Origin of the sequence: Streptomyces sp. NPDC004647, assembly GCF_040609575.1 — a bacterium.
Lineage (GTDB): Bacteria > Actinomycetota > Actinomycetes > Streptomycetales > Streptomycetaceae > Streptomyces.
The window spans coordinates 18,841-31,185 of record NZ_JBEXKU010000081.1; the positions used below are offsets into that span (position 1 = coordinate 18,841).

Sequence of the window (12,345 nt, forward strand, 5' to 3'; positions counted from 1 at the left end):
GCGGCGGGCGGCATACCGCCGATACGCTGAGATGCAGTTCAGAAGGGTGTGCCGGTGGCTGTAGCCGGGAAGAGCCGCAGCAGCGGATGCCGAACGGCGTTGGGGGCGGGGTAGTGACAGACGGTTTTGACTTCAGTCCCGGGGCGCAGGTCCCGCTCTCCGGTGCGGCGGGGCAGACAGCGGCGACGAATGCGCTCGCCTCGGCCGCGTACCGCGACAGTCCGGTCGCCGAGCTGCTGAAGGCCAACAGCGAATGGCATCAGGCGGAGATCAAGGCACCGCGGCTGTCACTGTTCGAGCCGAACCTCGGCGAGGCGTTCTCGCGCGCCGTGCAGACGCGGATGCTCGGCGGTGCCCGGAAGCCTCTGATCCAGTCCTTCGGCACCGAGCCGCAGACCGTGGTCGAGCACTGTCTGGCCGCCAACCGGATCCGCAAGGAGCGTGACAGCAAGCTGACCGGGGTGATGGTGGTCTTCGGGCTGATCTTCCTGCCCGGAATGCTGCTGTGGCTCGCCGCGTTCCAGCTGCGCCGGACGCTCGCGGGCGCGCAGAACCGGGGCGTGGGGGCGCTGGGCACGGTGGTGCTCGTCGCGGTGGGCGGCCTGGGACTGCTGTTTCTGATCAGGCCGCCGATGACCGGGCTCCCGGCGCTGTATCTGCGCGTGATGATGGTCGCCCCGGTGATCGGCTGGATGCTGGCGAAGCAGATCTCCGAGCGTACGGCCAAGGACCTGCGGGACCGCTGGGACGGCCTGCTCTCCGGCGGAGGCATCGGCGCGAAGATCCCCGAGGCGGTGCCGCAGAATCCGAACGAGACGAGCGCCGAACGGCTGCGGCAGGGCCTGGCCATGCTCACCGCCGAGCAGCGCAGCAACCTCGTCTACTACGCGGGTCCCAAGGGGATACTCGGCATGGGGACCCGCTGGGGCAGCTGGCACCTGGCCGAGGAGCTGGTCTCCAGCGACCCGGACAAGGACATCAACCCCTTCCGCAGCTGGGACGTCATACGAGCCGTGCACGACCAGCTGCGGATGCTGGAGCGCGGCCCGCTGCACACCGGAGGCTTCCCGACCCCGTCGGTGACGCACTGGGTGGTGTCGCCGATCGGGGAGGGCGCGACGGAGGTCGCCCGGCCGAGCGGCACGGACACCGACCACTTCCAGATCAGGAACGCCGAGATACAGCGGATCTGCAACGAGCAGCAGTTCGGCAGCGGCAACCGGCACTATCTGGGCGTGCAGTTCGTCCTGTGGGACGGCCAGCTGGTGATCACACTGCTGGTCACCGTCACCGTTCTGCACCACACCCTGCGGATCGAGGTGACCGGGCACGCGCTCGGCCCGGTGCATCCGCTGTTCACCACCAAACCGGCGCCGCGTACGGAGGAAGTCGCCAAGACCGTCAAGTTCTGGGAGACCAAGGAGCGGCAGCTTCCGCTGGTGGAGGCCAAGGAGGTGGTGCGGCTGGCGGCGCGCGCCCCTCTGACGTGGTTCCCGCCGGTCCTGGACTTCTTCGGCGGGAAGCTGGCCCTCCCGGAGCCGTTCGGGCTGCGGCACGCATGGGCGGACGCGCCCTGGCGGCACCGTTTCATGGCGGACGACGCGCTGCGCGCGGCCACACCGGTGCTGCGGGTGGTGCACTCGGCGGCGATCCGCGTGCTGAAGGAGAACGGCGTGGACACCGAGAGCTTCGGGACCCGCTCGGGCTTCCTCAGCGGCGCGGTCCAGGGGGCGGAGCCGCGTCAGGCGGACGTCTACAACGCGTAGGCCCCTCCGGCGGGATTCCTGTCCCCCGTGCCTCCGGGGGAGCACCGTCGCCCCGGACTCCCCCGGGGGCACGGGTCTCCCCCGGGCCCCCGGGCGCTCCGCCGCCCTAGGTCCGCGGCCAGACCTCGGCGAGCATACGGCGGGTGTCCGCGAGGAGTTGGGGGAGCACCTTCGTGTGGCCGATGACCGGCATGAAGTTGGTGTCGCCGCCCCACCTCGGCACCACGTGCTGGTGCAGATGTGCGGCGATACCCGCGCCGGCCACCGTGCCCTGGTTCATACCGATGTTGAATCCGTGCGCCCCGGACGCCGCGCGCAGGGCGACCATGGCCTGCTTGGTGAATTCCGCGAGCTCCGCGCTCTCCGGACCGTCCAGATCGGTGTAGTCGGCCACGTGCCGGAACGGGACGACCATGAGGTGCCCGCCGTTGTACGGATAGAGGTTCAGCACCGCGTAGACGCGCTCGCCGCGGGCGATGATCAGCCCGTCCTCGTCGGACTTCGCCGGGATCGCGCAGAACGGGCAGCCGTCTCCCGCCCCGGGGCCGGTGGGCTTGTTCTCCCCTTGGATATAGGCCATCCGATGGGGCGTCCACAGGCGCTGGAACGCGTCCTGAGTCCCGACTCCGATCTGCTGTTCCGGCTCGCTCGTCATGCTGTGCAGCATATGACTTCGCCCGTTCGCAGCGTGTCGCCGGGGCGGCGTCCGCGGGACGGCCCGCGATGCTGAGCCGATGAGCAACGACGGCCGAATGCAGAGCTGGGAAGATCGCACCGAGATCCCGCTCACCCTCGTGTCGCTGCTCTTTCTGGCCTCGTACGCGGTACGGGTGCTCGATCCGGGGCTCTCCCCGCAGTGGCAGGACTTCTGGCTCGCCGTGACCCTGGCCTCCTGGGCCTGTTTCGCGGTGGACTACGCCGTGCTGTTCATCCTGAGCGGCCAGGGCCTGCGGTTCATCAAGCACCATGGGCTGGACACCCTGGTGCTGGTGCTGCCTCTGTTGCGGCCATTGCGCATGGTGCGGGTGTTCAACGCGGTGCAGAAGCGCCGGGCGGAGCCGACGCTGACGGTTCAGGCCCGGGTGATCCTCTACGCGAGCCTGACGGCGGTGCTGCTCGGCTTCGCCGCGTCCCTGGCCGTGTACCAGAGCGAGCGGGGCGCGCCGGGCGCCACCATCCGTACCTTCGGGGACGCCGTCTGGTGGTGCTGTTCGACGCTGTCCACGGTCGGTTACGGCGATGTCGCTCCGGTGACCGCCCGCGGCCGGGTGGTCGCGGCCGGGCTGATGGCGTGCGGGCTGGCGCTGCTGGGCGCGGTGGCCGGGTCGTTCTCGTCCTGGCTGGTCCAGGCCTTCACCCGCGAGGACGAGAAGGTGCCCCCGGAGTAGCACTCCGGAGGCACCTTCGTCACCCCCGCGCTCGCGGGGGTGACGCCATCCTGGGCTTCCCTCGTTCGTGTACCGGCCCGGCTGCGCCCGGCAGACGCTCCCTGGCCCGCCCCCGCGAAGGCGGGGCGTCGGGTCACACCTGGATACGGCGCTCCACGGCGTCGACGAGTTCGGCGAGGGCCTGGTCGCGCGGCACGCCGTTCTTCTGCGAACCGTCGCGGTAGCGGAAGCTCACGGCTCCGTTCGCCACATCCTCGTCACCGGCGATGACCATGAACGGGACCTTGCTGCGCTGAGCGTTCCGGATCTTCTTCTGCATACGGTCGGAGGACGCGTCCACGTCGAAGCGCAGGCCCTTGGCCTTGGCCTCGGCGGCGAACTCCTGGAGATACGGCACATGGTCGTCGCCGATCGGGATGCCGATCGCCTGGACCGGGGCGAGCCAGGCCGGGAAGGCGCCCGCGTAGTGCTCCAGCAGCACCGCGAAGAAACGCTCGATGGAGCCGAACAGCGCGCGGTGGATCATCACCGGACGCTGCTTGGAGCCGTCGGCCGCGGTGTACTCCAGGTCGAAGCGGTCGGGCAGGTTGAAGTCGACCTGAATGGTGGACATCTGCCAGGTGCGGCCGATCGCGTCCTTGGTCTGGACGGAGATCTTCGGCCCGTAGAAAGCCGCGCCGCCCGGATCCATGACCAGGTCCAGGCCCTGCTTCTCCGCGGCCTCGCGCAACGTCTCGGTTGCCTGCTCCCAGTTCTCGTCCGAGCCGATGAACTTCTCCGGGTCCTTGGTGGACAGCTCCAGGTAGAAGTCCTCCAGCCCGTAGTCGCGCAGCAGGTTCAGCACGAAGGTCAGGAGCGAGTCGAGCTCGTCCGCCATCTGCTCCCGGGTGCAGTAGATGTGCGCGTCGTCCTGGGTGAAGCCGCGGGCGCGGGTGAGGCCGTGCACGACGCCCGACTTCTCGTAACGGTAGACGGTGCCGAACTCGAAGAGCCGCAGCGGCAGTTCACGGTACGAGCGCCCCCGCGCGTCGAAGATCAGGTTGTGCATGGGGCAGTTCATGGGCTTGAGGTAGTAGTCGACGCCCTCGTCGAGCTGCATGGGCGGGTACATGCCGTCGGCGTACCAGTCCAGGTGGCCCGACTTCTCGAACAGCTTCCCCTTGGTCGCGTGCGGGGTGTAGACGAACTCGTAGTCCGACTCCTCGTGCCGCTTGCGCGAGTAGTCCTCCATGACCCGGCGGATGATGCCGCCCTTGGGGTGGAAGACCGCGAGACCCGAGCCGATGTCCTCCGGGATGGAGAAGAGATCCAGTTCGGAGCCGAGCTTGCGGTGATCGCGCTTCTCCGCCTCGGCGAGGAAGTCCAGGTGGGCCTTGAGCTCGTCCTTGGACGGCCAGGCGGTCCCGTAGATCCGCTGGAGCTGCTTGTTCTTCTCGCTGCCGCGCCAGTAGGCGGCGGCGGAGCGCATCAGCTTGAAGGCCGGGATGACGCGGGTGGTCGGCAGGTGCGGACCGCGGCAGAGGTCCTTCCAGCACAGGTCGCCGGACTTGGGGTCGAGGTTGTCGTAGATGGTCAGCTCGCCGCCGCCCACCTCGGCGGACGCACCCTCGGCGGCGTCGGCGGCCGAGCCCTTGAGGCCGATGAGCTCGAGCTTGTACGGCTCGCCGGCCAGCTCCACGCGCGCGTCGTCGTCGGAGATCGCACGCCGCGAGAAGCGCTGGCCGCGCTTGACGATCTCCTGCATCTTCTTCTCGATGCGCTTGAGATCGTCCGGGTGGAAGGGGGTCTCGACGTCGAAGTCGTAGTAGAAGCCGTCCTTCACGGGCGGCCCGATGCCGAGCTTGGCCTCCGGGAAGAGCTCCTGCACGGCCTGAGCCATGACGTGCGCGGTGGAGTGGCGCAGGATGTTCAGGCCGTCGTCGGAGCTGATGAGTACGGGCTCGACGACGTCGCCGGCGGCGATCTCGTACGCCAGGTCCTTGAGCTGCCCCGCGACGCGGGCGGCGACGATGCTGCGGTCACCGTCGAAGAGTTCCGCCGCCGTAGTGCCCGTGGTCACCACGCGCTCTTCCCGCTCGGAATCGCGTTGGATGATCACACGGACGTCTGACACCGGTCTCTCCTGACTCATGGATCGCACGACAGCGGCCGCTGCGCGCGTAACTGCACTCCCCCGGAGGAGAACCCCGGGGCCCCGCCGGCGTCACGCCGGCCGGCCGGTTCCGCGGCATGGCGGAAACCCTGGATGGATGGTACCGAGCCGGACGGGCCGACCGCGAAACAGTTCCGTGCCGCCCGACCGGGCCGTACGCGCCGTGGCGGATCGGTGGCGGGGCAGGCGATTCGCCCTAACGTGGCGGTTATGGGTATCGACTGGAACAACCAGCTGGTCGAGCAGCTGGACTGGCACTGGCGGAACCAGCTGCGGCAGCGCCTGGAAGGCCTGTCCGACGACGAGTACTTCTGGGAGCCGGTGCCCGGGTGCTGGAACGTGCGCCCCCGTGGCGAGAGCACCGCGCCCATCGCGGCTGGAGCGGGCGGATTCACCATCGACTTCGCCGTGCCTGAGCCCGACCCGGCGCCGGTGACGACCATCTCCTGGCGGCTCGGGCACATCCTGGTCGGGGTGCTGGGAGCACGGAACGCGGCACACCTCGGCGGCAGGCCGGTGGACTACGAGAGCTTCAGCTACCCGGGTACGGCCGGGGAGGCGCTCGACCGGCTCGATGAGGCGTACACGGCGTGGACCGAGGGCGTGCGCGGCCTCGGGGAGCAGGGCCTGGCCCGCCCCTGCGGCCCCGCCGAAGGACCGTTCGCCGACCACCCCATGGCGGCGCTCGTGCTGCACATCAACCGCGAGATGATCCACCACTGCGCGGAGATCGCCCTGTTGCGCGACCTCTACCGGCACCGCAAGGCGCAGATCTTCTGATCCCGTCCTCTGGTCCCACGGCGGTCACCTCTGGTTCCGCGGCGGTCACCTCCCGTCCGGCACGGACGGTCCCCTTTCGCCGGGCTGGCTGTCGACGCCATCGCCCCCGCACGCCTCCTCGAAGAAGTCGAGGTTCTCGTGCAGCGACTTCATCAGGCTGTCCCGGTCCGCCTCGTCCACCTGGACCGGCACGATGCCGGAGGCGCCGGTGAGCCGGCGGAAGCCGCCGCGGCTCTCCAGCCGCCCGCTCACCCGGATCGGCAGGCCGACCAGGTGGGCCTGGCCCGCGATCCGGTACGCGTCCGCGTCGAGCGCCATCCGCACCTGCGGGACATCGGCCCCCGCGAGCACCCGCAGCCCCACGGTCCCGCGCCCGCCCGGGTCCGAGCGGCGCATCCGCACCACGGCGCCGGTGACCCGTACCGGCACCGACGGTTCGTCGCGCACGTACCTCGCGCCCGCCTCCTGTAATGCCGGGAGGTCGCCGGGCGAGAACTCCACCGGCTCCGGGCGGGCCGGGCAGCCGTCCGGAACACCGGCGGCCGGTGACCAATCCAGCGCGACCCGTACTCCCTCCGAGCCCTTGACGAGCGCCACCACGGACTCGGTCAGCTCATGGCACACCCCCAGCTCGACGGCGGCGTCGAAGGCCTCCATGCCGCCCGTGGCGCGCTGGTAGTCGGCGGCGTCGCGGGCCGCGTGCAGGGCGCGCAGCAGGGTGATGACGCCGGCGCGGCCGCTCTCCACGGGTACGAAGACGGTCAGCTGCCGGCCGCCGCTCCGTTCGGGCCCGACGAGCGTCCGGTCCAGGGCCGCGCCTGCGTGCCGGCGGTGCCGGGCGCCGTAGTAGCCGGCCCGCCCGCGGGCGGCCAGAGCGCCGGCCAGCAGCATCGCGCGCGCACCGGATCGCAGCTGCTCATGGGCCGTCCAGGAGGCCGCGCCGCTCTCGTCGACCGGCACCTCGCGGGCCCAGCGGATCTCGTCGCTGGGCGCGGCGAGCCCCACGAGCACGTCGCGCGCGGACGGCGCGGAGCTGCGAGCCAGCGCGGTGAGGGCCTCGGCCAGCAGATCCCCGCTGTCCGGGAACGAGCGGCTCTCGGGCACCAGCAGGCTGGTCCCCGCGTCGGGGCCGGGCTGGGTCCAGCGGGCGTACCGGCCCGCCGCACCACCGCGCCGCCGCCAGCCGTGCCGGGCCAGCAGCGCGCCGAGGACGGCGGGGTCGATCTGCTCGGGGTCGAGTGCCGCCGCGCCGGGCAGCGGATCGCCGGCTCCGCGCGGTTGCGGTCGTACGGATTCGTCGGACAGCCGGTGCATCAAGGTCTTCCTCCCACCCCGACCCGGGTCATGATCTCGCAGAGCGCCCGGTCGTCGAATATCCGCGAGGTCGGGATCCGCACAGTGGTCCTGCGCCTGCCGGTCACGGGATGGCCGGCCAGGTTGGTCCAGTAGCAGCAGTGCCGCAGTTCGAGGCGGTCGTGCGAGGCCCGCAGCCAGTCCTCGGGGGTCCGCGGTACGAGCATCACGACCAGGATCTTGTGCACCGACACCGGTGAGCGGGCGAGCTTCACCAGATGCTCGTTGTCGAGCGTGAAGGAGAAGGCCGGCCCGGCCGGGCGCGGGGCTGTCTGGTAGGTGCACTTGAGCTGCACCTTGATCGTCACTTCGTCGTCGACGGCGTGGCCCGGCGCGCTGTGGCTGACGTGCCAGTCGATGCCGTTGTCCGGGAACGGCTGGGCCAGCGAGCAGCCTGCGGCCGCCGCGACCGCGTGGAGGTAGCCCACCTGGAGGGTCTCCATGCAGGCAGTGGTGGCGAGCCCGCCGCGCAGCGGTGCGATCCGCTCAGGCAGCAGCCCTCCCCCATAGCCTTCGGCTTGGGTGGGTACTCCCCCAGGTTCGGGCTGCGCGAGCGCCATGTCCCAAGTGCCTTCCGGGCCTTGCCGATTCCGTTCCTTGTACCGGACCGGAGGATCGAACGGTCCGTCACCTGTGTTGTCTCCGCGCGGCGTACGAGGCAAACGGACCGGGTATCACCAGGTCGGGCGGGGACGAATTCTCATCTGCCGGCGCCTATCTGCCGGGCCTGTGCGAGGAGTTGGACATGCCGTGCTGGTTCGAGGGACCTCTCGCCGCATTCGACACAGAGACCACCGGAGTGGACGTCGAGCACGACCGGATAGTCTCCGCCGCCCTGGTCCTGCAGAGCGGGTCCGGCGCGCTGCCGCGCATCACCCGCTGGCTGGTCAATCCGGGTGTGCCGGTGCCCGAAGCAGCCACCGCGATACACGGGCTGACGGACCTTCACCTTCAGTTGAACGGGCGGTGGCCGGCGCCGGTGATGGAGGAAGTGGCGCGGTCACTCGCGGCGCAGTCCGCGGCCGGCACACCTTTGGTGGTGATGAACGCGCCCTTCGATCTGACCATCCTGGACCGGGAGTTGAAGCGGCACCGCGCCTCATCCCTCGCCGGATACCTGGGCGGCGCGTCGCTGTGCGTCCTCGACCCGCGGGTGCTGGACAAGCATGTGGACCGGTACCGGAAGGGCCGTCGGACGCTCTCGGATCTGTGTGCCCACTACGGCGTGGTACTGGACGGCGCGCACGACGCGGCGGCGGACGCGGTGGCCGCGCTCGAGGTCGTACGGTCCCTGGGGCGGCGTTTCGCGGGACGGCTGGAGTCGCTGAGCCCCGCCGAGCTGCACGCGCTGCAGGCGGTGTGGCACGCGGCGCAGGCCCGCGGTCTGCAGGCGTGGTTCGCGCACAACGGCTCTCCCGAGGCGGTCGACCCGGCCTGGCCGCTGCGCCCGGAACTGCGCACGGCCGCCTGACCGGCGCCCTACCGTACGGCTCCCGTCGGCGTCCAAGACGAAGGCCGGTCCGCCTGTTGGCGTCCCGGCCCGGTCGGGGGTGGGCGATACTGGGTTCGAACCAGTGACCTCTTCGGTGTGAACGAAGCGCTCTCCCACTGAGCTAATCGCCCCCTGGCGCTGTGGGGCGGGGCCCCGTCGCACGGCCTGAACAATACAGTGCCCGGGAGAGTTCGTTCAAACGGCTTCGGCGAGGAGGCGGCGCAGGCCGCGGCAGCCCCCGCGCATCATCAGCGCGTGGTTGGCCAGGAAGAGCGGGCGGCACGGTACGGCGAGGGCGCGCATCAGCCTTCTGCGGACCTCGACCTCCTGCTCGAACAGGGCGCGCGCACCCCCGTCGCGCGCCCCGACGGTCCACCGGGCCCACCCCTCGAGGTCCCCGGTCATGGAGATCTCCAGCACGCCGTTCTCCGCGTCGCGCCGGGCCTCCCGCGCAGTGACGAGCAGGTCGTACGGGAGGACGGAACGGAACCGGGCCGTGCCGGTCCGGGCGTCGGTCCGGGTCACCTCCCGGACCTGGGGCCACCAGCGGGGGTAGTCCTCCATCGCCTCCAACGCCGCGTGGACGGCGGCCGGTGCGGCATCGACGGTCCAGACGCTGCGGAAGCGGTAACGGCACCAGTCCATGGGCCCAGTGTGGCCCGCGGCGGTCGGCGCGTGCATTCGCTACTCAGCCCGAGCTGAGTAGCCGTACCCATGCCACGGCCCTGTACCTGCGGCCACACTCCGGGGCATGGACAACGTGCCACCCGCCGCAGCGAACGAGCCCACGGGTGCGCCGGGCGCTCCGAAGGCCCCGGCCGACCCCGCAAACGTCCGGTGGCGAGCCAGTGCCGAGGGGGAGTTGCGGCAGATCGACGCCGCGCTCGCCCGGCTCGACACCGAGCGCGCCGGGCTGCTCGCCCGCCGCACCCACCTGCTGGCCCAGTTGTGGCAGCCCGCCCCGGGGCCCGCGCGGATGACCTGGGGACCGCGGCCGGCCGGCCAGCGGCCGCACGCCTCCGCGGGCAGGGAGACGAACCCGCGGACCGTGCAGAACCTGCTGCTGGCCCTCGGGGGTGTGCTGCTGGCCGTCGCGGTGACCGCGTTCACCGTCGTCAGCTGGGGGCACTTGGGCATCGGCGGCCGGTCCGCGGTGCTGGGTGTCCTGACACTCGGCGCGATAGGTGTACCCGCGCTGCTGCTGCGCCGCTCGCTCGCCGCGACGGCGGAGGCCGTGGCCTGTCTCGGCCTGGTCCTACTGGCGCTCGACGCGTACGCGCTGCACCGGGTGGCGCTGCCGCATACCGACGGCGCCGGCTATGCCGCCGTCGCGAGCGCCATGACGGCAGGTGTCTGGGCCGCGTACGGGCTGTGGCTGCGCGGTCCGGGCGGCGGCGCTGCGGCCGGGCTGCGGCTGCCGCTGCCGGTCGCCGTGGTCCTGGCCCAACTGCCCCTCCTCCTCTGGTCCGTGTCGGCCGGGGCGGGTCCGTTCGGCACCGGCTCGGCCCTGCTGGTCACGGCGGCCGCCGACCTCGCGCTCGCGTCGTGGAGCCACGCCCCCGGCGTACGCCGGACAGCGACCGCGACCGGGGCCGTGACAGGCGGCGTGGGGCTGCTTCTTGCCGTCCGGATGTCCCTCGCCGCCACCGGCCCGGGCGAAGCGGCGCAGGCCGCCGGACTGCTGCTGGCGGCAGCCGCGGTGGGCGTGGACGCCTCCTGGCGGCCGCACTCCGCGGACACCCGGATCATGGTCACCGCATGGCCGGCCGCGGCGGGCGGGCTGGCAGCCGTCGCGGCGCTCGGCGGGATGCTGCGCACCGGGCTGCCGGGACAGTGGGCCGTCCTGGGGTATCTGCTGTGCGGCGCGGCGGTGCTGGCCTCCGCCCGCGCTCTGGCGGGCCGTGCCGCACCGGCCACCGGGCTGGCCGCCGCGGCGGCCGCGGTGCACGCTGCGGCGGTGCTCTGGGCGGCGGCCGGGGTGGCGACCGCCGTACTGGGGCCGCTGAGCTGGACCGGTGCGGTGTGGTCCGGCGCCCCCGAGGGGGCGCGTGAGGCGATCGGCCCCGGAGTCTCCTGGCCGGGCACGCTCGCCGTCCCGGCCGTGCTCGCCGTCGCCGCCACCATGGCCGCGGCGGTGCACCAGTACGCCGCGGCACACCCCCGGCGGTCCGTGGCGTCCTGCGCGACGGTCGCCCTGTGCTGCGCCACGGCTGTCGTGCTGCCGGTCGCTGCCGACCTCCCGTACGCCGTTGGGGTGGCGCTGCTGGTGGCCCAGACATCGGTGCTGCTCGTGGCCTCGGCGACACTCGACTCGGCCGCTGTCTCGCTGACGGCGCTTGTCTGCGCGGTCGTCGTCGCCCTCAGCGCCGTGTTCTGGTCGCTGGCCGAGCAGACGGTGACGCTCGGCGTGCTCGGCGCGCTGCTGGTCGTCTTCGCGGCCGCCGCGGCGGCCGGAGGGCGCGTACGGCAGCCTGTGACGGCGTGCGCGGCTGTAGTGTGCGCCGCGGCTCTCGCGGTCGCTCTGTGCACCGCTGCGGGCCTCCCTGCCCCTCGTACGGCGTTCGCCGTGCTGGCCGTCGCCGGCGCCGCCGCGCTCGTGGCCTCCCGACTGCGAGCGCTTCCCGCGGGGCTTCCCGTGGAGGGCGCCGGTTACACGGCCGCGCTGCTCGCCCTCGGCCTGGCGGCTCCTGACGCGCCCGCCCTCGCCACGGCCCTGGCCCTGGCGGGGGTGATCGCCGCGGGCACCGCCCTGCGGCCCGACCGCCGCTCCGCGGTCTACGCGGCCGCGGCGCTGTTCGTCCTGGCCACCTGGGTACGGCTTGCCGCGTCCGGGGTCGCGGTGCCGGAGGCGTACACCCTGCCGGTGAGCGTCCCGGCACTCCTGATCGGCCTGCGCCGGCGCCGGCAGGACCCGCCCGTGAGCTCCTGGGCGTCCTACGGCCCCGGCCTGTCGGTGACCCTGCTGCCGAGCCTGCTGGCGGCCTGGGGCGACACGCACTGGCTGCGCCCGCTGCTGCTCGGCCTGGCCGCCTTCGGCGTCACCCTGCTCGGCGCGCGGCGGCGGCTCCAGGCTCCGCTGGTGCTCGGCGGCACCACAACGGCGCTGGTCGCCCTGCACGAGCTGGCCCCGTACATCGTCCAGGTGGTGGACGCGCTCCCGCGGTGGCTGCCGCCCGCTGTCGCCGGGCTGCTGCTGCTCGCCGTCGGGGCGACGTACGAGCAGCGGCTGCACGACGCCCGGCGGGTCCGCGACAGCGTCGGCCGCATGGGCTGAGGGCGGGCGCCGCACACCGGCGCCGGGCAGCGGAGAACGAGCGAGAACGACCGAGGGTCCGCCAGGCACGAAGCCTGGCGGGCCGATCGGAAGAGCGGCGGGGAGGGGAAGAGTGTGGCGAGGAAGGTGTAGTTAACGGT

General features: G+C 72.2%; 10 protein-coding genes and 1 tRNA gene. 5 read left to right on the plus strand and 6 right to left on the minus strand.

Translation table 11 applies throughout. The annotated features are described in order from the left end of the window. Nucleotides 1-86: 86 nt before the first annotated feature. The gene (locus tag ABZW18_RS28060) at nucleotides 87-1,766 is read left to right on the plus strand and encodes a hypothetical protein (RefSeq protein ID WP_356192619.1); all 1,680 of its coding nucleotides are present in this window, start codon (nucleotides 87-89) and stop codon (nucleotides 1,764-1,766) included. Nucleotides 1,767-1,872: 106 nt separating this feature from the next. Here ABZW18_RS28060 and ABZW18_RS28065 read toward each other — a convergent pair whose 3' ends face one another. Then, nucleotides 1,873-2,433, minus strand: coding sequence for an HIT domain-containing protein (locus ABZW18_RS28065; RefSeq protein ID WP_356192622.1), 561 nt, complete (start codon nucleotides 2,431-2,433; stop codon nucleotides 1,873-1,875). A 67-nt stretch (nucleotides 2,434-2,500) separates the two neighbouring features. Between ABZW18_RS28065 and ABZW18_RS28070 the strand changes: the two genes are divergently transcribed. Continuing rightward, nucleotides 2,501-3,154: an ion channel gene (locus tag ABZW18_RS28070; RefSeq protein ID WP_356192625.1), complete on the plus strand. Its 654-nt coding sequence runs from the start codon at nucleotides 2,501-2,503 to the stop codon at nucleotides 3,152-3,154. 133 nt (nucleotides 3,155-3,287) lie between these two features. On the opposite strand, the gene thrS is transcribed toward ABZW18_RS28070, so the two are convergent. Further along, nucleotides 3,288-5,267 (minus strand): threonine--tRNA ligase, encoded by a 1,980-nt coding sequence (gene thrS, locus ABZW18_RS28075; protein ID WP_356192628.1) that lies wholly within the window; start codon nucleotides 5,265-5,267, stop codon nucleotides 3,288-3,290. Nucleotides 5,268-5,516: 249 nt separating this feature from the next. Here thrS and ABZW18_RS28080 point away from each other — a divergent pair, with 249 nt between their 5' ends. Further along, complete coding sequence (locus ABZW18_RS28080) at nucleotides 5,517-6,086, plus strand: DinB family protein (RefSeq protein ID WP_356192631.1); 570 nt, start codon at nucleotides 5,517-5,519, stop codon at nucleotides 6,084-6,086. Nucleotides 6,087-6,131: 45 nt separating this feature from the next. On the opposite strand, the gene ABZW18_RS28085 is transcribed toward ABZW18_RS28080, so the two are convergent. Then, nucleotides 6,132-7,400 (minus strand): hypothetical protein, encoded by a 1,269-nt coding sequence (locus ABZW18_RS28085; protein WP_356192634.1) that lies wholly within the window; start codon nucleotides 7,398-7,400, stop codon nucleotides 6,132-6,134. Then, complete coding sequence (locus ABZW18_RS28090; RefSeq protein WP_356192637.1) at nucleotides 7,400-7,999, minus strand: DUF4365 domain-containing protein; 600 nt, start codon at nucleotides 7,997-7,999, stop codon at nucleotides 7,400-7,402. The genes ABZW18_RS28085 and ABZW18_RS28090 overlap by 1 nt, the downstream gene beginning before the upstream one ends. Before the next feature lie 185 nt (nucleotides 8,000-8,184). On the opposite strand from ABZW18_RS28090, the gene ABZW18_RS28095 reads away from it, so the two are divergent. Further along, entirely contained in the window at nucleotides 8,185-8,910 is a 726-nt protein-coding gene (locus ABZW18_RS28095) for a 3'-5' exonuclease (RefSeq protein WP_356192640.1), read from the plus strand. An 80-nt stretch (nucleotides 8,911-8,990) separates the two neighbouring features. Here the strand turns inward: ABZW18_RS28095 and ABZW18_RS28100 are convergent. Then, nucleotides 8,991-9,062: transfer RNA gene (locus ABZW18_RS28100), tRNA-Val, on the minus strand. Between the two features lie 64 nt (nucleotides 9,063-9,126). After that, nucleotides 9,127-9,576, minus strand: a complete 450-nt coding sequence (locus ABZW18_RS28105; protein WP_356192643.1) for an SRPBCC family protein — start codon at nucleotides 9,574-9,576, stop codon at nucleotides 9,127-9,129. Between the two features lie 106 nt (nucleotides 9,577-9,682). Here ABZW18_RS28105 and ABZW18_RS28110 point away from each other — a divergent pair, with 106 nt between their 5' ends. After that, entirely contained in the window at nucleotides 9,683-12,205 is a 2,523-nt protein-coding gene (locus ABZW18_RS28110) for a hypothetical protein (RefSeq protein ID WP_356192646.1), read from the plus strand. The last annotated feature ends 140 nt before the right edge of the window (nucleotides 12,206-12,345 follow it).